The organism is Stenotrophomonas sp. FR012 (assembly GCF_047520565.2).
In the GTDB taxonomy this organism is placed as follows: Bacteria; Pseudomonadota; Gammaproteobacteria; order Xanthomonadales; family Xanthomonadaceae; genus Stenotrophomonas; species Stenotrophomonas sepilia.
Map to the genome: position 1 here is coordinate 762,951 of NZ_JAXBQL020000001.1, position 18,517 is coordinate 781,467.

18 protein-coding genes are annotated in these 18,517 nt (G+C 66.9%); 15 read left to right on the plus strand and 3 right to left on the minus strand.

The genetic code is table 11. The features are described from left to right. Positions 1-77 precede the first annotated feature (77 nt). Together ACM0O9_RS03660 and ppsA are read right to left on the minus strand one after the other, a co-directional pair. On the minus strand, positions 78-977 hold the full coding sequence (locus ACM0O9_RS03660) for a mechanosensitive ion channel family protein (RefSeq protein ID WP_235649330.1): 900 nt from the start codon (positions 975-977) through the stop codon (positions 78-80). A gap of 145 nt (positions 978-1,122) precedes the next feature. Next, on the minus strand, positions 1,123-3,501 hold the full coding sequence (ppsA, locus tag ACM0O9_RS03665) for a phosphoenolpyruvate synthase (RefSeq protein WP_053499806.1): 2,379 nt from the start codon (positions 3,499-3,501) through the stop codon (positions 1,123-1,125). A gap of 144 nt (positions 3,502-3,645) precedes the next feature. Here ppsA and ppsR point away from each other — a divergent pair, with 144 nt between their 5' ends. The 15 genes from ppsR (at position 3,646) to ACM0O9_RS03740 (ending at position 18,283) form a co-directional block, all read left to right on the plus strand. Beyond that, positions 3,646-4,467, plus strand: coding sequence for a posphoenolpyruvate synthetase regulatory kinase/phosphorylase PpsR (gene ppsR, locus ACM0O9_RS03670; protein ID WP_005417170.1), 822 nt, complete (start codon positions 3,646-3,648; stop codon positions 4,465-4,467). Between the two features lie 177 nt (positions 4,468-4,644). Continuing rightward, the gene (locus ACM0O9_RS03675) at positions 4,645-5,154 is read left to right on the plus strand and encodes a DUF1249 domain-containing protein (RefSeq protein ID WP_032954273.1); all 510 of its coding nucleotides are present in this window, start codon (positions 4,645-4,647) and stop codon (positions 5,152-5,154) included. A 42-nt stretch (positions 5,155-5,196) separates the two neighbouring features. After that, the gene (locus tag ACM0O9_RS03680) at positions 5,197-5,685 is read left to right on the plus strand and encodes an NUDIX hydrolase (RefSeq protein ID WP_005417168.1); all 489 of its coding nucleotides are present in this window, start codon (positions 5,197-5,199) and stop codon (positions 5,683-5,685) included. 143 nt (positions 5,686-5,828) lie between these two features. Further along, the gene (locus ACM0O9_RS03685) at positions 5,829-6,443 is read left to right on the plus strand and encodes a DUF2239 family protein (RefSeq protein ID WP_065185766.1); all 615 of its coding nucleotides are present in this window, start codon (positions 5,829-5,831) and stop codon (positions 6,441-6,443) included. Between the two features lie 117 nt (positions 6,444-6,560). Next, positions 6,561-7,922, plus strand: a complete 1,362-nt coding sequence (locus ACM0O9_RS03690) for an MATE family efflux transporter (protein WP_065178522.1) — start codon at positions 6,561-6,563, stop codon at positions 7,920-7,922. Between the two features lie 529 nt (positions 7,923-8,451). Further along, positions 8,452-9,066 (plus strand): CDP-alcohol phosphatidyltransferase family protein, encoded by a 615-nt coding sequence (locus ACM0O9_RS03695; protein ID WP_019660264.1) that lies wholly within the window; start codon positions 8,452-8,454, stop codon positions 9,064-9,066. A 22-nt stretch (positions 9,067-9,088) separates the two neighbouring features. Continuing rightward, positions 9,089-10,138 carry a class III poly(R)-hydroxyalkanoic acid synthase subunit PhaE gene (gene phaE / locus ACM0O9_RS03700; RefSeq protein WP_414604134.1) on the plus strand — a complete coding sequence of 350 codons (1,050 nt, stop codon included), beginning with the start codon at positions 9,089-9,091 and terminating at the stop codon, positions 10,136-10,138. After that, positions 10,135-11,202: a class III poly(R)-hydroxyalkanoic acid synthase subunit PhaC gene (gene phaC / locus ACM0O9_RS03705; protein ID WP_005417157.1), complete on the plus strand. Its 1,068-nt coding sequence runs from the start codon at positions 10,135-10,137 to the stop codon at positions 11,200-11,202. The genes phaE and phaC overlap by 4 nt, the downstream gene beginning before the upstream one ends. A 33-nt stretch (positions 11,203-11,235) precedes the next feature. Next, complete coding sequence (locus ACM0O9_RS03710; protein ID WP_065178532.1) at positions 11,236-11,604, plus strand: YfeK family protein; 369 nt, start codon at positions 11,236-11,238, stop codon at positions 11,602-11,604. A 112-nt stretch (positions 11,605-11,716) separates the two neighbouring features. Continuing rightward, positions 11,717-11,875, plus strand: coding sequence for a PspC domain-containing protein (locus ACM0O9_RS03715; protein ID WP_194430536.1), 159 nt, complete (start codon positions 11,717-11,719; stop codon positions 11,873-11,875). Positions 11,876-11,919: 44 nt separating this feature from the next. Then, positions 11,920-12,324, plus strand: a complete 405-nt coding sequence (locus ACM0O9_RS03720; protein ID WP_088123871.1) for a hypothetical protein — start codon at positions 11,920-11,922, stop codon at positions 12,322-12,324. A gap of 385 nt (positions 12,325-12,709) precedes the next feature. Then, the gene (locus ACM0O9_RS03725) at positions 12,710-12,925 is read left to right on the plus strand and encodes a hypothetical protein (RefSeq protein ID WP_005417149.1); all 216 of its coding nucleotides are present in this window, start codon (positions 12,710-12,712) and stop codon (positions 12,923-12,925) included. Between the two features lie 207 nt (positions 12,926-13,132). Next, positions 13,133-15,520, plus strand: coding sequence for a Tex family protein (locus tag ACM0O9_RS03730; protein ID WP_171955502.1), 2,388 nt, complete (start codon positions 13,133-13,135; stop codon positions 15,518-15,520). A gap of 208 nt (positions 15,521-15,728) precedes the next feature. Then, on the plus strand, positions 15,729-17,918 hold the full coding sequence (locus tag ACM0O9_RS03735) for a PAS domain S-box protein (RefSeq protein WP_065178518.1): 2,190 nt from the start codon (positions 15,729-15,731) through the stop codon (positions 17,916-17,918). A 62-nt stretch (positions 17,919-17,980) separates the two neighbouring features. Further along, the gene (locus tag ACM0O9_RS03740) at positions 17,981-18,283 is read left to right on the plus strand and encodes a hypothetical protein (protein ID WP_032954271.1); all 303 of its coding nucleotides are present in this window, start codon (positions 17,981-17,983) and stop codon (positions 18,281-18,283) included. Here ACM0O9_RS03740 and ACM0O9_RS03745 read toward each other — a convergent pair. Beyond that, entirely contained in the window at positions 18,225-18,515 is a 291-nt protein-coding gene (locus ACM0O9_RS03745; RefSeq protein WP_053500696.1) for a putative quinol monooxygenase, read from the minus strand. The two genes, ACM0O9_RS03740 and ACM0O9_RS03745, sit on opposite strands and share 59 nt — an antisense overlap. Between the last annotated feature and the right edge of the window lie 2 nt (positions 18,516-18,517).

The following is an 18,517-nucleotide window of genomic DNA, read 5'->3' on the forward strand; positions in this document are numbered from 1 at the left end:
CCCCCCCCCCCCCCCCCCACTACCAGGGGGCGCGGGGCAGGGTAGTGCCGGCCGCTGGCCGGCATTTCTGTTTGGGATCAGGGCTTGTCGCGCACCAGCGCCTCCGCCTCGACCACGCCGCCATCCTTGCCATGCAGGTAAAGGTGCATGTCCTGCTGCGGATACGGGATGTTGATGCCGGCCCTGTCAAAGCCCAGCTTCAGCTGCTCCAGCAGCGTGACCTTGGTACCGAACCAGTCGGCCGACTTCACGTAGCAGCGGATGCCGAGGTTGATCGCGTGCGCCCCCAACTCGTACACCACGACGTCCGGTGCCGGCGTCTGCAGCACGCGCGGGTCCGCCTTCATCAGCGCCAGCGCGGTGTCGCGTGCCAGCTGGATGTTGTCCTCGTAGCCGATGCCGATCACCAGTTCGACGCGGCGGGTCGGCTCGGCCGTCAGGTTGATGATCGGTGCGGCGGTGATCAGCGTGTTCGGAATGGTGGTGTGCTGGTTGTCGGCACCGGTGATGACGGTCTGGAAAATGCGCACTTCGCGCACCGTGCCGGTCTGTCCGGCCACGGTGACCACATCGCCGACGCGGAACGGCCGCAGTGTCACCAGCATCACGCCCGAGGCGATGTTGGACAGCGAATCCTTAAGGGCAAGGCCAACGGCCAGGCCGGCGGTGCCGAGCACGGCCAGCAGCGGCGTGATCTGCACGCCCAGCGTGCCGATGGCCAGCACCACTACGATCACCAGCGATGCGGCATACACCACGTTGCGCAGAAAGCTGCCGAGCATCGGATCCACGCCCATGCGCGCAGTGGCGCGCGGCATCGCGTTGGACAGGCGACGCGCCACCCACAGGCCCACCAGCAGCACCACGATGGCGGCCAGTAAAGGCACACCGTAGGTTTCCAGCAGGCGCTCCCAGTTGAGCGAGTGGAACCAGGGCGTTGCGGCGGGGGCGGGGGTGGGAGGTGCGGCGGCGATCATGCGGAAGTCCTTTGCTGCGTAGCGATGTCTGCGTGGGGCCGGGCGTGCGTGGACGCCAGAAACAGCAAGCCCCGCAGAGGCGGGGCTTGCGTGCAGCAGCAGTATGGGCGGACGTCGATGAAAGCGACGTCAGCCCATCACGGCATCAGCCGTTGGCCTTCAGCTTGGCCAGGCGCAGCCAGGTATCCACCACGGTGTCCGGGTTCAGCGACACCGACTCGATGCCTTCCTGCATCAGCCATTCGGCCAGATCCGGGTGATCGGACGGGCCCTGGCCGCAGATGCCAACGTACTTGCCCTTGGCACGTGCCGACTTGATCGCCATCGACAGCAGTTTTTTCACCGCCGGGTTACGTTCGTCGAACAGGTGCGCGACGATCGACGAGTCGCGGTCCAGGCCCAGGCTCAGCTGGGTCAGGTCGTTGGAGCCGATCGAGAAGCCGTCGAAGATTTCCAGGAATTCATCGGCGAGCAGTGCGTTCGACGGCACTTCGCACATCATGATGATCTTCAGGCCGTTCTCGCCCTGCTTCAGGCCGTTCTGTTCCAGCACCTCGATGACCTTGCGGCCTTCTTCCAGGGTGCGCACGAACGGAATCATGACCCACAGGTTGTCCAGGCCCATTTCGTTGCGCACGCGCAGCACGGCCTTACACTCCAGCGCGAAGGCGGCCGAGAAGCTCGGATCGACGTAACGGCTGGCGCCGCGGAAGCCGATCATCGGGTTCTCTTCGTGCGGCTCGTAGTTGCTGCCGCCGATCAGGTTGGCGTACTCGTTGGACTTGAAGTCCGACAGGCGCACGATCACGGCGTTCGGGGCGACCGAGGCGGTGAGGGTGGCGATGCCTTCGGCCAGGCGGTCGACGTAGAAGCTGACCGGATCACCGTAGCCGGCGATCTTCTCGTCGATCTTCTTCTTGGTCGCGGCGTCCTGGCGGTCGTATTCCAGCAGCGCATTCGGATGGATGCCGATGTGGCTGGCGATGATCATTTCCAGGCGGGCCAGGCCGATGCCGGCGTTCGGCAGCTGGCCGAAGTCGAAGGCACGTTCCGGGTTGGCCACGTTCATCATGATCTTCAGCGGCGCCGGCGGCATGTTGCCCAGATCGGTGGTGGTGCGTTCAAAGCCGAGCTTGCCTTCGTAGATGAAGCCGGTATCGCCTTCAGCGCAGCTGACGGTGACCAGCTGGCCATCTTCGATGACCTGGGTCGCGTTGCCCGAACCGACCACGGCCGGCACGCCCAGCTCGCGCGCGATGATCGCGGCGTGGCAGGTGCGGCCACCGCGGTTGGTGACGATGGCCGAGGCGCGCTTCATCACCGGTTCCCAATCCGGATCGGTCATGTCGGCGATCAGCACGTCGCCCGGCTGCACGCGGTTCATGTCGTCCAGCGTCTTCACCACGCGGGCTACGCCCGAACCAATCTTGGCGCCGACGGCACGGCCCTCGGCCAGCACCTTGCCGCCCTTCTCGGTCAGCGCGAAGCGCTCGATCTGGGTGGCGTGGCTGCGCGACTTCACCGTTTCCGGGCGCGCCTGCACGATGAACAGCTTGCCGCTGACACCGTCCTTGGCCCACTCGATGTCCATCGGGCGGCCGTAGTGCTTTTCGATGACCAGCGCCTGCTTGGCCAGTTCCTGCACGTCCTCGTCGCTGATCGAGAAGGTGGTGCGCAGTTCGGCCGGCGTGTCTTCGATACGGACGCGCTCACCGGGGACATCCGAATACACCATGCGGATCGCCTTGCTGCCGAGCGAGCGGCGCAGGATCGCCGGCTTGCCGGCCTGCAGGGTGGGCTTGTAGACGTAGTATTCGTCCGGATTGACCGCGCCCTGCACGACCATCTCGCCCAGGCCGAACGAGGAGGTGACGAACACCACGTCGCGGAAGCCGGACTCGGTGTCCAGGGTGAACAGCACGCCGGAGGAACCGACGCCCGAACGCACCATCAGCTGCACGCCGGCGGACAGGAACACGTCCTCATGCTTGAAGCCGTGGTGCACGCGGTAGGCGATGGCGCGGTCGTTGTACAGCGAGGCGAACACTTCCTTGACCTTGTGCACGACGTCGTCGGCACCGGTCACGTTGAGGAAGGTTTCCTGCTGGCCGGCGAAGGACGCATCCGGCAGATCCTCGGCAGTGGCAGACGAACGCACGGCCACGGCCACGTCGCCGCCGCCATTCTCGGCGCTCAGCTTGGCGTAGGCGGTGCGGATGTCCTGGTCCAGCTGCGGCTGCAGCGGGGCGTCGATTACCCAGCCGCGGATTTCCTTGCCGGCGGCGGTCAGCGCGTTGACGTCCTCGACGTCCAGCGTGGCCAGCCTGTCGAAGATGCGCTTGGACAGGTCGTTGTGCGCGATGAAGTCCTTGAAGGCTTCAGCGGTGGTGGCATAACCGCCCGGCACCGAAACGCCCAGACCGGCCAGGTTGCCGATCATCTCGCCCAGGGACGAATTCTTGCCGCCTACGCGGGCCAGATCGGCCAGACGCAGTTCGTGCAACCACAGGATGTTCTCGTTCAAGCGCGATGCTCCGTTTGGCCATCGCCCGAGGCGGGCTGAGTGGCCGCGTCCGTAGGAAGAAGCCGATATGATGCCGGGCAGAGCACCGTCGGCACAAGCTTGTGCTGGCGGCCTTTTTAAGCTTCGTAGGGGGTAAAAGCGCGCATGTCGACCATCCGTCCGGTGTTCTACGTTTCCGATGGAACCGGTATCACCGCTGAAACCATTGGGCATAGCCTGCTGACCCAGTTCTCCGGGTTCAGCTTCATTACCGATCGGATGTCGTTTGTCGACGACCCTGAAAAAGCGCGTGAAGCCTGCGCCCGGATCCAGGCGGCGGGGGAGCGGTACCAGGTCCGGCCGATCGTGGTGAACTCCTGCGTGGACCAGAGCCTGAGTCTGATCCTGGCCGACAGCGGTGCCCTGATGCTGGATGTGTTCGCGCCGTTCATCGAGCCACTGGAGCGCGAACTGGCCAGCCCTCGCCTGGCCCGGGTCGGCCAGGCCCACGGCATGGTCGATTTCGACACGTACCACCGCCGCATCAACGCGATGAACTTCGCCCTGACCCATGACGACGGCATCGCAGTGAACTATGACGATGCCGACGTGATCCTGGTGGCGGTGTCGCGCGCCGGCAAGACTCCCACCTGCATCTACCTGGCTCTGCATTACGGAGTGCGCGCGGCCAACTACCCGCTGACCGACGAGGACCTGGAAAGCGACCGCCTGCCGCCGCGCCTGCGCAACTACCGGCGCAAGCTGTTCGGGTTGACCATCGATCCGGACCGCCTGCAGCAGATCCGCCAGGAGCGCCGTCCGAACTCGCGCTACGCGAACCTGGACACCTGCAAGCGGGAGGTGGCCGCGGCCGAGACCATGTTCCGCATGGAGCGGATCCCGACCCTGAGCACCACCCACACCTCGATCGAGGAGATTTCCAGCAAGGTGCTGGCCACATTGGGGCTGCAGCGCGAGCTGTATTGATCCTTTCCGGCGCGCCTGGCTGCGCCCGTAGAGCCGAGCCCACGCTCGGCTGGGCCACCGGGTTCTGGCCGAAGCGCAGCCGAGCGTGGGCTCGGCCCTGCAGGGGGATCGTCGTCGTCGGGTTGGCTGTGGCTTGAGGCGCCCCCACGTTGAAGCACCAACGTGTAGGATCGACCCATGGCCCGAGCCTTGCCCCGTACCGAACGCATTCCCCGCCTGAGCCGGCTGAGCTGGCTGATGGGCCTGTACGCGGAGAACTACCGCCATCTGGTGCGCCTGTTCGAACCGGCGGGACTGGCGGCGGGCAGCTACATTTCCTCGATCGGCGACGGCCTGGATGTCCGCCTGGACGTGATCGAGTGCCACCGCTATACGGTGGAACTGCGGCTGACCTACGACATTGCCGACCCGGTCACCGGCGAGCCGGATCCCTCGGCCTATGTTCGCCTGTACCGTGACGCGCGCCAGGCCGAGACCACCCATTGCTACGTCGGCCGCCGCTGGCAGGACACCATGGGCCTGTACCCGCCTCCGGCGGAGTTGATCAGTCATCGCATGCGGATGAACACCTTCCTCGGCAAGTGGCTGGAATACCTGGCCGAGCGCGGCCACGGCGTCGCAACGCTGCGCCGTGACCCCGATGGCGCCGGTGCGCCTGCCGAGCGCCGCCTGTCGCTCGTGCGCTGATCGGCCATAATCCAGGGCTGACCTGCCGCTGGATGCCGCCCCATGCCGTACACCCCGATCGTCGCCACTCTGGGCTATGTGCTGTCGCCCGATCGTCGCCAGGTGCTGATGATCCATCGCAATACGCGCCCCGGTGACCATCACCTCGGCAAGTACAACGGCCTGGGTGGCAAGATCGAAGCGGACGAGGACGTGGCGGCCAGCATGCGCCGCGAGATTGCCGAGGAAGCCGGCATCGACTGCACCGGCATGCGCCTGCGCGGCACTCTCAGCTGGCCCGGTTTCGGCAAGCACGGCGAAGACTGGCTGGGCTTCGTGTTCGTCATCGACAGCTTCGAAGGTACCCCGCACGGCGGCAACCACGAAGGCACGCTGGAGTGGGTAGATCTGGACAAGCTGGACACGCTGCCGATGTGGGAAGGCGACCGCAACTTCCTGCCGCTGGTGTTCGACGCCGACCCGCGCCCGTTCCACGGCGTGATGCCGTACAAGGACGGGCGCATGGTCAGTTGGTCCTACAGCCGGCTGTGACCCGGTGAATCGGGGAGGTGCCAACCATTCCGGTGAGTGCCAATCTGGGTTGGCACGCTCTTTTGGTCGATTAATGCCCGGGCAATATTGACAGCCATAAATTACCCGGGCAATATTCGCGCATCACCTCTGATGCCATTGCCATGCCTGCGTCCCGACTCCCTCCCTTCAGTTGTTTCGACGGCCATCGCCTCGTTGCCTGCGGCAGCCCGGAAGTGGCGGCACTGGCGCTCAAGCGGCTGCGCGCCGACAACGCTGCCGGACCATTGCTGGTGTTCGACAACGCCACCGGTCGCACCCGCGATTTCGATACGCGCGGCAGTGACGAGGAACTGCTGGCGCGGGTAACCGAAGCGTTTCCCCCCTCTGACGAGGCGGATGCCGAAATCACTGCCGAAGACGCTGCGACCCCGCGTGGCCGTGGCCGCCCCAAGCTGGGCGTGGTCGCCCGTGAAGTGACCTTGCTGCCGCGCCATTGGGCCTGGCTGGCCGAGCAGCCGGGCGGCGCCTCGGTGGCATTGCGAAAACTGGTGGAGACGGCCAGCCGCGCCGGTGCGGACAAGGACCGCCGGCGTCGCGATGCCGAACGCGCCTATCACTTCCTGCAGACCATCGTCGGCGACCTGCCGGGCTTCGAGGAGGCCATCCGCGTGCTGTTCGCGCACGACCGTGCGGGCCTGGAAGCGGTGCTGCATTCCTGGCCCAGGGATGTGCGCGACCACGCCCTGCGTCTGGCGTTCGACAGCGCTGACGGCTGATCCATCGCGCCGTCGTTGAACGGCGGCGCCACCTGATCGCGGGCCACGGCCCGGTCCCCTGTGCTTGCTTTGCTGGTGGAAACGCCGGGCAGGGCAGCGCCTTGCCCAGAGAACCCCATGAACTCCCCTGTACATCCCACGCCCCTGGTCGCGCCGCCTCTGTGGCGCACCTACCTGGCCCTGCTGCTGCCGATGCTGCTGACCAATGCGCTGCAGCTGGCCGCAGGCACGCTGGACAACATCTACCTCGGCCATCTGCTCGGTACCCAGGCGGTGGCCGTGGCCGCTGCGTTCTTCCCGGTCTTCTTCCTGCTGCTGGCCCTGGTGATGGGCCTGGCGACCGGCGCGATGGTGCTGATCGGGCACGCCTGGGGCGCGGGTCGGCCGCAGCAGGTGCGCGCGGTGGCTGGCAGTGCGGTGGCGCTGATCCTTGTGCTGTCGGTGCTGGTGATGGCTCTGGGGAGCGGTTTCGCACCACAGCTTCTGATGTCACTGGGTACACCGGCACCGATCCTCGGTGAGTCCATCGTCTACGCGCGCGTGCTGCTGCTGGCGGCGCCGGCGTTCTTCCTCCTGTGGCTGGCCACTGCCGTGAGCCGCGCAGTAGGCGATGCGAAGACGCCGCTGCATGCGCTGCTGCTGGCCACGGCGGTCGGCCTGCTGTGCACGCCGCTGCTGATTCTGGGCTGGGCCGGCCTGCCGCGGCTGGGATCGGCCAGTGCGGCGGTGTCGGCGGCGTTTGCCTCGCTGTTGGCCCTGGGCTGGCTGTTGTTGCGTTGGCATCGGGCAGGACATCCCCTGGCACCGGGCCCTGAGTTGTTGCATGCCATTCGTTTCGATGGCGCGATCATCCGATCGATGCTGCGCATCGGCATACCCTCCTCGCTGCAGATGCTCAGCCTGGCCGTCGCCGAAATCGTGTTGCTGGGCTGGATCAACCGTTACGGCTACACCGCTACGGCCGCCTACGGTGCGGTCAACCAGCTGATGAACTGGGTGCAGTTGCCGGCAATGTCGTTGGGGATCACCGCCACCATCCTCGCGGCGCATGCGATGGGCGCCGGGCGTACAGCACGGCTGCCGGCCATCGCCCGGACTGGTGTGCTGGTGGCGCTGGCGACGCTGAGCGTGGTGGTGGTGCTGGTTGTGGCGCTGGCGCGCGGGCTGACCGGGCTGATCCTGGCGGCAGCCGACGTGCGCGAGCTGGCTGCGTTGCAGCTGCGCACTGTGGTGTGGGGCGTGCTGGCGATGGGAATCAGCGCGGTGCTTGTCGGGGTGATGCGCGGCAGCGGCACGGTATGGTTGCCAGCGTTGCTGGGTATGGCAGCGGTGCTGCTGGTGGAACTGCCGCTGGCGATGTGGATGCAGGCGCAGCACGGGCTGGCCGGCGTGTGGTGGGCGTGGCCGCTGGGGTTGCTGGCCATGCTGGTGCTGCAGGTGTTGTGCTTCGCGCGTTGGCGGCGGGTGCAGGCTGGGTAGTTGCCTGCCGCCGTCCGGCACCCCGGAATGGCAGGGGCAGCCGGCCAGCGGCCGGCTCTACCACTTCAGCGCCGCTGCGCCAGCAGCAGGCGGAAGTACAAGCACAGGGTGTTGACCGCCAGTGCGGCGCTGCGGCGGGGCCTTCGCAGCTGCGCGGCCAGGGTGGAAGCATCCGGCATCATCATCGCCCGTCACCAGGAATCGGGCGTGGCGGCGGCGGGCCCGCCGGTGACCATAGCGCCGACCTCGCGGCTTGGGAAGTAGGGAAACCCCGCGTCAGGGTGATGAGGAAATGTCCACCGTCGCAGTCGGTGAGATCTGGTTGTCCACAGGGGGTGTGGATTACGCGTGGGCAACTTTGTGGATAAGCCGCGACAGGCGCCACCCCCCTAGGCTGTCAAGATGGGTGGCGAAAAATTCACCGCCGGTGAGGGCGGGTGAGGGGGCGGTGAAGGGTGGACCCCGTCAGCGCTGTCACCAGCGACGGCGCTCGCGGTAACCTGTGGGCCTTGATGCTCCGTGAGTCCCCATGAAACGTCACTTCTCGATGCTGCGCGAGTTCCAGCTGGCCGACTGGTTCACCCTGGCCAATGCTTTCTGCGGCACCGGTGCGGTATTTGCCGCCATGCGCTTCCTGCAGGACGGCGAGCGTGGCTACCTGCTGTTCGGCATGGCGCTGATCCCGTTGGCCTTCATCTTCGACGCCCTTGATGGGCGCATCGCGCGCTGGCGCAAGTCCAGCTCCACCCTGGGCCGCGAGCTGGACTCGCTGTCCGACGTGATCTCCTTCGGGGTGGCCCCAGCGGCGCTGGCCTATGCCTGCGGCATGCAGGGTGGCTGGGACTGGCTGGTGCTGAGCTACTTCGTCTGCTGCGGCGTCAGCCGCCTGGCACGCTACAACGTCACAGCCGAGGCAATGACCGGCGATGAGGGCAAGGTCACGTATTTCGAGGGCACCCCGATCCCGACCAGCCTGGTGCTGGTGATCGTACTGGCGATCGCCGCGGGCACCGATGCCATCGGCCAGAACATCTGGTTCGGCCAGTGGCAGATCGGACCGTGGCAGCTGCACCCGATGGTGCTGTTGTTCGCCCTGTCCGGGTCGCTGATGATCAGCAAGACCCTGCGTATCCCCAAGCCATGAGCCAGCCCTGCGGAGGCCTGCGATGACCAGCTCGGCCCACGATGCCGGCAGTAGCGATTTCGAGACGCTGGCCCGGCAGTACTTCGGCGCCTGGGGTGATGCTCTGCGCCATGCGGGCGCGCCCGCTGCACCTGCCGGTGACGACCCCGGCAGCTGGCAACGGTTGTTTGACTGGTGGGGCCAATTGCTGCCCGAACAGGCGCCCGGCGCGCCGGAAGATGCCGTGCGCCGGTTCCGCGAACAGGCGGGCAGCTGGTACGGCACCATGCAGGAGGTCGCCGCACGGTTTGCCGGCCGCGACGCCAGCAGTGCCGACGTCGCCCAGGCCTGGCGCGAGGCGGTGCAGGGGCAGGGCGACGGCATGCTGCAATGGATGCTGCAGGGCGCCCGTGGCAGCACCCACGCCGGCGCCGCGGTTCCGGAGTTCGCCGCCTGGCTGCAGCAGTTCCAGCTGCAGGCGGGCCCGTGGCTGCAGAGCCCGGCATTCGGCCCCGGCCGCGAGCACCAGGCGCGTTGGCGGGCCCTGCTGCGTGCGCAGGAGGAATACCAGCAGCATTCGCGCGCCTATGTCGATCAGATCAAGCAGGCACTGGACGAGGCCTTCGCGCTGTTCGAGCAGCGCCTGGCCGAGCACGAGCAGCCCGGCAGCCAGCTGACCAGCGCCCGCGCGATGTTCGACCTGTGGATCGAAGTGGCCGAGGAGGCCTACGCCAAGGTCGCCATGTCCGAACCGTTCCAGCAGGTGTACGCCTCGCTGGGCAACGCGCAGATGCGTCTGCGCGCCGGCCTGCAGCGCGAGGTGGAACAGATGAGTGAACGTATCGGCCTGCCGACCCGCAGCGAGATGGATGCCGCACACCGCCGCATCGCCGAGCTGGAGCGCAGCCTGCGCCGGCTGCAGGCACAAGTGGCGGTGCTGGCTGGAACCGCTGCGGTCGATCCGGTGGCGCAGCCGACGCCGGCGAAGGTGAAGCCAGCCGCCCGCAAGGCCGCGAAGAGGGCCGCGCCGGCAAAGAAGGCGGCTGCCAAAAAGTCCGAATCTCGCACCACCTCACGGGCACGTGACCGATGAAGGGACCGCTGGGCTTCAACGCCGATGACCTGATGCAGGAAACCCTGGCGATGCAGCGCAAGCTGATGGAAGGGCTGAAGCTGCTGCCGCAGGTGGAAGACGTTGACTATGGCGTGACCGCCCGCGAGGAAGTGTGGCGCGACGGCAAGGTGGTGCTCTACCGCTTCGTCGGCGAACAGGCGCCGACCCGGCGCACGCCGCTGCTGATCGTCTACGCGCTGGTCAACCGGCCGTACATGGTCGACCTGCAGGCCGACCGCTCCCTGGTGCAGAAGCTGTTGGCGCTCGGGCAGGACGTGTACGTGCTGGACTGGGGCTACCCGGATCGTTCGGAGCGCTTCCAGACGCTGGAGGACTATCTGCTGCGCTATATCGATGGTGCGGTGGATGCACTGCGCGTGCGCAGTGGCGGCCCGATCGACCTGCTCGGCATCTGCCAGGGCGGTGTGTTCGCGCTGTGCTATGCCGCGCTGCGCCGGGAGAAGCTGGGCAAGCTGATCACCATGGTCACCCCGGTCGATTTCCAGACGGCCGACAACATGCTCTCGCACTGGGCGCGGCAGGTGGACGTGGATCTGCTGGTGGATACGCTGGGCAACATACCGGCTGACCTGATGAATGCCAGCTACCTGATGCTCAAGCCATTCCGCCTGAACGTGCAGAAGTACGTCGGTCTGCTCGATATCCTCGACGACAAGGCGGCGCTGGAGGATTTCCTGCGCATGGAAAAATGGATCTTCGATTCGCCGGACCTGGCGGGCGAGGCGTTCCGTGACTTCATCAAGCAGTTCTACCAGGGCAACGGCCTGGTGAACGGTACGGTGCGGATCGGCGAGGAAGCCGTGGATCTGTCGCAGGTGACCTTGCCGGTGCTGAACATCTATGCCGAGCAGGACCATCTGGTACCGCCGGACGCCTCGCGCGCGATGCGTGGGCGCCTGGGCACGGACGACTACACCGAGTCCAGTTTCCGCGGTGGCCACATTGGTATCTATGTGTCCGGCCGCGCCCAGCGCGAAGTGCCGGCCACGATCGATGGCTGGTTGAAGGCGCGTGACCTGTAGAGTCGAGCCATGCTCGATTGACCTGGGGGGATGATGACGTACCGGATTTCGTTGATTCTTGCGGCACTGCTGGCAGCACAATTTGCCCACGCCGTACCCAGTGCCGATGCACGCCGGGAGATCGCCCAGCTGATTTCCAGCCTGGACGGCTCGCAGTGCCGTTTCCAGCGCAATGGCAGCTGGTACGACGGCGGCGATGCGCGCGCTCATCTGCAGCGCAAGTACGACTACCTGCTGAAGAAGGACATGGTGGACAGCGCCGAGCAGTTCATCGAGCGCGCCGCCAGCCAGAGCAGCATGAGCGGGAAGCCTTACCGCATCCAGTGCCCGGGGCAGCCTGAACAGACCGCGGCCGCCTGGTTCGGTGCGCGCCTGCAGGCGCTGCGTCTCCGCACGCCGTAGACACGGAGGCGGTGTAGAGTCGCGGCGTGCTCGACTGATTCTGCCAGCAAGCCGAGGAGACACCGCCGTGAACACCACGCCCAAGACGCTGTCGCGTTCATTGAACGACCGCATGATTGCCGGCGTGATGGGCGGCATTGCCCATCGCTTCGGCTGGAACCCCACCCTGGTGCGGATCGTGTTCGTGCTGGTATCGATCGGCTCGGCCGCCTTCCCCGGCATTCTGATCTACCTGATCCTGTGGCTGCTGATTCCGAACGAGGCGGATTGAACACCGCCGCTCGATCCTGGCCGCTCTGGCTGCGCGCGCTGCAGATGCTGGGCGCCGCATGGACGCTGCCCAACACACTGATCGGCCTGATCGGCGGCTTGGCCGGCATGCTTGGCGGCGCGACGCTGCGATGGAGCGGGCGGGACTGCGCCGTGGTGTTCGATCACTGGCCGTGGGGGCCGGGCGGTGCGATCACCCTGGGCAACGTGATCCTGCATACCGGCCATGACCTCGGCATCTGCTGCCGGACCTATGCGCATCAGGCGGGGTGGGGCGTGGAGCCGCTGATCCGGCTGGACGACCACGAGCGCGCGCACGTTTACCAGTACATGGTGCTGGGGCCGCTGTACCTGCCGGTGTACCTGCTGTGCGGCGGGGTGAGTGCACGCAATCCGTTCGAACGCGCGGCCGATCATTTCGCCCGGTTCGGGCGTGGTTGGTGGCCGTAGTTTCCAGCCAACGGCGCAGCCCCTCGTGGGTGGTGATGCCTGGTTGTCAAATGCAAAACCCTCGCGCTGGTCGGTCGGGTTGGGTTCACGGCGTCCCCGGCCTACCCACCCTCCCGGCCAGCCCACAGGAAACCGGCTTTCCGCGACCAACCAAACCACCCACGAGGGGCTGCGCCGTTGGCGGGAATCCCCCACCGATTCGTTAGCCGGAAGTTAAAGATCCGTAAGCATTCTGCTGCGATCCCGCAGTCATCTGCATGCAACCGATCGTCATTAGCCTTCGTGACGTTCCAGTCAGGTTCGACGCGGTAAGCTCTTCCTTGATGAGCTCGCAGCATCGCTCATCGAGCGCAGTACGCAGTAGCAATTTGGAGGAATACATCACATGGCAATCGTTCTTTATGTCGGTGGTAGCAAGGATGGCGAGAAGGGCGTGGTGCCCTACGGCTTCAGCAAATCCCGCGCCGACACCGCGCTGGGGCCGGAGTTCTACACGGAGCGGTTCATGGAACTGCAGGGTGTCGGCAAGGTCCGCCTGATGGCCCTGGAAGGCATGCGTGACGACATCGTCATGCAGCGCGCCGCTCGCCACTACCGCTGACCGACGCAACACGCGGCAGGGCGCGCCCACCATCGCGCGCCCGCGCCGGCATCCCAGCCCCGGGCCAGTCCGAGCCCGCTCTTTGCCAGGATGCCGGCGTCCAATCCGGCTTCGCCGCTGAACCTCGCCCCCTGTCAATGCCTTGTCCGGCTCCGTCGCGGATTGCCAGAATGGGGGCTTCCCGAAACGCGGCACAGACCTGAAGCAATGCACGACGCCAAGAACGCCCAGAGCGCGCTCGCCCAGCAGATCGCCCAGACCATCGCCGACGAGATCGGTGCCCAGTCCGCCCAGGTACGCGCCGCAGTCGGCCTGCTCGACGAAGGCGCCAGCGTTCCGTTCATCGCGCGCTACCGCAAGGAAGTGACCGGTGGCCTGGACGACACCCAGCTGCGCAACCTGGAAACCCGGCTGACCTACCTGCGCGAGCTGGAGGACCGCCGTGCGGCGGTGCTGGCCAGCATCGGCGAGCAGGGCAAGCTCAGTGACGAGCTGCGCAATGACATCCTGGCCGCCGACACCAAGAGCCGGCTGGAAGACCTGTACCTGCCGTACAAGCCCAAGCGCCGCACCCGTGCGCAGATCGCCCGCGAGGCCGGCCTGGAGCCGTTGGCCGATGGCCTGCTGGCCGACCCGACGCAGGACCCGCAGACGTTCGCGGCCACCTTCGTCGACGCCGACAAGGGCGTAGCCGACACCAAGGCCGCGTTGGAAGGCGCGCGCGCGATCCTGATGGAGCGCTGGGGCGAAGACGCCGCGCTGGTCGGTGAACTGCGCACCTGGCTGGGCGAGACCGGGGTGATCCGTGCCCGCGTCGCCGAGGGCAAGGAAACCGAGGGCGCCAAGTACCGCGACTACTTCGAGCATGCCGAGGCGCTGGCGAAGATTCCGTCGCATCGCTTGCTGGCACTGTTCCGTGCGCGCCGCGAGGAGATCCTGCTCCTGGAACTGGACCCGGGCAGCGATGCCGAGGCTGGCCATCAGTACGCCGAAGGACGCGTGGCGCGCAAGGCCGGCATCGCCGACCAGGGCCGCGCCGCCGACCGCTGGCTGCTGGATGCGTGCCGGCTGACCTGGCGCGCCAAGCTGCACACCCATCTGCTGCTGGACCTGTTCAACCAGGCCCGCGAAAAGGCCGAAGCCGAAGCCATCGCGGTGTTCGGCGACAACCTGAAGGATCTGTTGCTGGCGGCACCCGCCGGCCCGAAGACCGTGCTCGGACTGGACCCGGGCATCCGCACCGGCTGCAAGATCGCCGTGGTCGATGCCACCGGCAAGCTGGTCGCCACCGACACCATCTACCCGCACGAGCCGCGTCGCCAGTGGGAGCAGTCGCTGCAGACGATCAAGCAGCTGTGCGCCAAGCACAACGTGGAACTGATCGCGATCGGCAACGGCACCGCCAGCCGCGAAACCGACAAGCTGGCTGGTGAAGCGATCAAGGCCGCTGCCAACCCGAAGCTGCAGAAGGTAGTGGTCAGCGAGGCCGGGGCGTCGGTGTATTCGGCGTCCGAGTTCGCGGCCAGGGAGTTCCCGGAGCTGGACGTGTCGCTACGTGGGGCGGTGTCGATCGCCCGCCGCCTGCAGGACCCGCTGGCCGAACTGGTGAAGATCGAACCCAAGGCGATCGGTGTCGGCCAGTACCAGCACGATGTGGACCAGTACCGCCTGGCGCGCGCGCTGGATGCCCGCGTGGAGGACTGCGTGAACGCGGTGGGCGTGTACGTGAACACCGCTTCGGCTGCACTGTTGTCGCGGGTGTCCGGCCTGTCGGCCACGGTGGCCGAGAACATCGTGCGCCACCGTGATGCGAACGGCCCGTTCAAGCGCCGCAAGGACCTGCTGAAGGTCGCGCGCCTGGGCGAGAAAACCTTTGAACAGTGCGCGGGCTTCCTGCGCATTGCCGACGGTGATGAGCCGCTGGATGCTTCGGCGGTACACCCGGAAGCCTACCCGGTGGTCGAGCGCATCGTGGCCAGCACCGCGCGCCCGATCAAGGCGCTGATCGGTGATGGCAGCTTCCTGCGCGGCCTGAAGGCCGAGCAGTTCACCGATGCCACCTTCGGCGTGCCGACCGTGCGTGACATCCTCAAGGAACTGGAGAAGCCGGGCCGAGACCCACGTCCCGAGTTCAAGGCGGCACGCTTCGCCGAGGGCGTCGAGGACATCAAGGACCTGCGCGAGGGCATGGTGCTCGAGGGTGTGGTCAGCAACGTGGCGGCCTTCGGTGCCTTCGTCGATATCGGTGTGCACCAGGACGGCCTGATCCACATCTCGGCGCTTTCCGATACGTTCGTGAAGGACCCGCGCGACGTGGTCAAGGCCGGTGATATCGTCAAGGTGAAGGTGCTGGAGGTGGACGTGGCGCGCAAGCGCATCGCCCTGACCCGGCGCCTGGACGATACCCCCGGGCAAGCGACCAGCCGCCCGGGCCAGCGTGATGAGCGCGGCCATGGGCAGGGTCCGCGCCGCGATGCAGGCGGCCAGAACCGCGGGCCGAACCGGGGCCAAGGCAATGGCAGCCGTCCCGCCGCGCCCGCGCCGCCGGCCAACAACGCCCTGGCCGAGGCCTTCGCCCGCGCCAAGCGCAGTTGAGGACCGCGTTCCCCGTCACACTTGATTCGTGGCGGGGGACTTGTCGATTTTCCCCGTGATTGCGCACACTTGCGCTTGAGGGGAGGCGTCCGGCCACCCCGCTGTTGCTGGGGAGGGCCATGACGCCAGCACGACCCGCCATCTTCGTTGCAGGCCGCAGCGTTCCGCTGCGGTCGGCGCCTGCCCGTGCCGGCAGGGGACCGGATTGATGCCGGGCCAGGGCACCCACGGCAATGGACTGCTGGAGCGCCGCCTGCAGGAGCTGGCGGAAGAGCGTCGCCGCCTGGCGATGATCATCGACGGTACCGCCGCGGGAACCTGGGAATGGAACGTGCAGACCGGCGAGATGCGGGTCAACGCGCGCTGGGCTGAGATCGTCGGCTACCGCCTGGAAGAGCTGCAACCCATCTGCCAGAAGACGTTCCTGAAGCTGGTCCATCCCGATGACATCGCGCTGTCCGATGCGGCGCTGGATGAGCATTTCGAAGGCCGCAGCGACAACTACGCCTGCCTGCTGCGCATGCGCCACAAGAACGGGCAGTGGATCTGGATCCAGGACCGCGGGCGGGTCTTCGAATGGGATGGGCAGGGCAAGCCGCTGTGGATGGCCGGCGCGCATGCTGACGTCACCGAGCTGCAGCAGGCGAGGCAGGACGCGGCCGAGACCCGGCAACGCCTGCAGGCCGTGGTCGATGCGTCCGATGAGGTAGCGGTGATCGCCACCGATACCGATGGCACCATCACCCTGTTCAACACGGGTGCGGAGCGCCTGCTGGGCTACAGCGCAGCGGAGGTGGTCGGCCAGCGCCGGCTCGATGCGTTCCACGATCCGGAGGAACTGAAAGCCTGGCTGGAGCCGCTGGCCGATGCCGAGGGCAACCTTCCCGACGTGTTCGAAGCGCTCAGTGCTCGCGCTGACGGGCAGACCTACTCGCGGCAGTGGACGTTGCTGCGCAAGGAGGGTCTGCCACGCCAGGTGCGCCTGTCGATCAGCCGCATGGAAGGTGCCGATGGCGCACGCATCGGCTACGTCGGCATGGCCATCGACATCACCGAGATCCTGCAGGCACGGGCTGAGGCGCGGCTGTCGGCGGAGAAGTTCGCCGGTGCATTCACGTCGGCGGCGTTGGGCATGGCGCTGGTGTCGCTGGAGGGGCGTTGGCTGGACGTCAATGATGCGCTGTGCCGGATCCTGGGTTACCCGCGCGAAGAGCTGCTGCAGGTCGACTTCCAGCGCCTGACCCATCCCGATGACCTGCAGACCGACCTGGCCCTGGTGCAGGACCTGCTGGCCGGACGGCGCAGCCATTACCACCTTGAAAAGCGCTATCTCGACCGCGACGGCCGCATCATCTGGGCGCGGCTGTCAGTGTCGCTGGTGCGCAGCGAGCATGGCCAGCCACTGCATTTCGTGTCGCAGATCCAGGACATCACCGCCCAGCGCAGCAGTGAGCAACGCCTGTTCGAGAGCGAACAGCGCAGTCGCATCACCCTGGATGCGGTGGCCGACCTGGTGCTCAGCGTCAACCTTGACGGCCGCATCGACTATGCCAACGCGGCCGCGGTACGCACCCTGGCCGGTGATGGCGCGCTGTCGCTGGCCGGGCACAGGGTGCAGGACGTGCTGGCGCTGACCACCGAGTACGCGCCCGGCTCGGTGCTGGATGTGCAGGTACTCCTGGACCCGGAAAGCAACGCGGTGGACCTGCATGCCGACCTGCTGCTGCGCCTGGGCACGGCAACGGTGCCGGTGGATCTGACGCGGGCCTGGCTGCGCGATGACGAAGGCCATGTGCGCGGCGCGGTGTGGGTGCTGCGCGACGACACCCAGCAGCGGGCGCGGCAGCGCGAAGCCCGCCACCTGGCCGAGATCGATCCACTCACCGAACTGAGCAACCGCCGCGGTTTCGAGGTGCACCTGCAGCAGGCGATCACCCGCGTCGAGCGCACCGGGCAGGCCGCCTCGCTGATGTACATCGATCTGGACCGCTTCAAGCCGGTCAACGACACCTGGGGCCACCTGGCCGGCGATGCCGTGCTGTGGGCGGTGGCCAGTGTGCTGCGACATGGTGTGCGTGATTCGGACGTGGTGGCGCGGCTGGGCGGCGACGAGTTCGCGGTGATCCTGTCCGGGTGTACGCCGCGTCGTGCCGCACGGATCGGCGGTGAGCTCCTGCAGACCCTGTCAGCGCTGTCCATTCCATGGGATCAGCACCGGCTGCGGGTCGGTGCCAGCATCGGCATCGCGCCCCTGGCGGGGGGCATGAGCGTGGACCAGGCAGTGGCCGCTGCCGATGCACAGTGCTACCGGGCCAAGGCGCTGGGGCGCAACAACGTGCAGGTGCAGGGCGAGCTGTCGGGGCTTCCAGGCGACGATGCCGATGCCGCCCAGGACTGATCTCAGCCTGTGAGAGGACGCGCGCGAATACTGCGCGCATCTCCACTCAAGCAGGTGAACCCATGAATGCCTGGAACCCGGTTGCGGTGCGCATGTTCATTCCGGCCCTGATCGGCTGGTGCCTGGCGCTGGCCACCTGCCTGCGCGCCGAACAGCTGCGCGGCGACCCGTACGCGCAGGCGTTGTTGCCCGTGCTGCAGCAAGGCGCGGTCGCGCTGCTGGTCCTGAGCCTGGCGTGCACGGTTGCAGCCTGCCTGTTGCTGTGGCGGCATGGCCGCAGCGTCGGCGGGCGTCTCGCTTCCGGCACTACACCCGTGCGGCGTCCATCAGCAGGACCCGGCACGGTGCGCGCTGGAACGCGTTGATCTGAGGCACCAGACGCTGGAAGTGCTCGCTGGCGCAATGGATATCCAGTGCGTCGCGGTCCGGCCATTGCTCGATGAAGACGAAATGCCCGGGGTCCCTCTGGTCGACGAACAGTTCATAGCCGAGGCAGAGCGGCTCTCGCTGCGTGCATGCGACCAGCTCGCGGTACAGGGGAAGCACGGTATCCACGGCATCGGGATGGATGAAATCCTCGGCGATCACTTTCAGCATGT

What these genes read in the sequence shown, in the direction of transcription:
- ACM0O9_RS03660 (WP_235649330.1), bottom strand. Translation starts at nt 977, where the DNA reads ATGATCGCCGCCGCACCTCCCACCCCCGCCCCCGCCGCAACGCCCTGG.
- ppsR (WP_005417170.1), top strand. Translation starts at nt 3,646, where the DNA reads ATGTCGACCATCCGTCCGGTGTTCTACGTTTCCGATGGAACCGGTATC.
- ACM0O9_RS03675 (WP_032954273.1), top strand. Translation starts at nt 4,645, where the DNA reads ATGGCCCGAGCCTTGCCCCGTACCGAACGCATTCCCCGCCTGAGCCGG.
- ACM0O9_RS03680 (WP_005417168.1), top strand. Translation starts at nt 5,197, where the DNA reads ATGCCGTACACCCCGATCGTCGCCACTCTGGGCTATGTGCTGTCGCCC.
- ACM0O9_RS03685 (WP_065185766.1), top strand. Translation starts at nt 5,829, where the DNA reads ATGCCTGCGTCCCGACTCCCTCCCTTCAGTTGTTTCGACGGCCATCGC.
- ACM0O9_RS03690 (WP_065178522.1), top strand. Translation starts at nt 6,561, where the DNA reads ATGAACTCCCCTGTACATCCCACGCCCCTGGTCGCGCCGCCTCTGTGG.
- ACM0O9_RS03695 (WP_019660264.1), top strand. Translation starts at nt 8,452, where the DNA reads ATGAAACGTCACTTCTCGATGCTGCGCGAGTTCCAGCTGGCCGACTGG.
- phaE (WP_414604134.1), top strand. Translation starts at nt 9,089, where the DNA reads ATGACCAGCTCGGCCCACGATGCCGGCAGTAGCGATTTCGAGACGCTG.
- phaC (WP_005417157.1), top strand. Translation starts at nt 10,135, where the DNA reads ATGAAGGGACCGCTGGGCTTCAACGCCGATGACCTGATGCAGGAAACC.
- ACM0O9_RS03710 (WP_065178532.1), top strand. Translation starts at nt 11,236, where the DNA reads ATGACGTACCGGATTTCGTTGATTCTTGCGGCACTGCTGGCAGCACAA.
- ACM0O9_RS03715 (WP_194430536.1), top strand. Translation starts at nt 11,717, where the DNA reads ATGATTGCCGGCGTGATGGGCGGCATTGCCCATCGCTTCGGCTGGAAC.
- ACM0O9_RS03720 (WP_088123871.1), top strand. Translation starts at nt 11,920, where the DNA reads ATGCTGGGCGCCGCATGGACGCTGCCCAACACACTGATCGGCCTGATC.
- ACM0O9_RS03725 (WP_005417149.1), top strand. Translation starts at nt 12,710, where the DNA reads ATGGCAATCGTTCTTTATGTCGGTGGTAGCAAGGATGGCGAGAAGGGC.
- ACM0O9_RS03730 (WP_171955502.1), top strand. Translation starts at nt 13,133, where the DNA reads ATGCACGACGCCAAGAACGCCCAGAGCGCGCTCGCCCAGCAGATCGCC.
- ACM0O9_RS03735 (WP_065178518.1), top strand. Translation starts at nt 15,729, where the DNA reads ATGCCGGGCCAGGGCACCCACGGCAATGGACTGCTGGAGCGCCGCCTG.
- ACM0O9_RS03740 (WP_032954271.1), top strand. Translation starts at nt 17,981, where the DNA reads ATGAATGCCTGGAACCCGGTTGCGGTGCGCATGTTCATTCCGGCCCTG.
- ACM0O9_RS03745 (WP_053500696.1), bottom strand. Translation starts at nt 18,515, where the DNA reads ATGCTGAAAGTGATCGCCGAGGATTTCATCCATCCCGATGCCGTGGAT.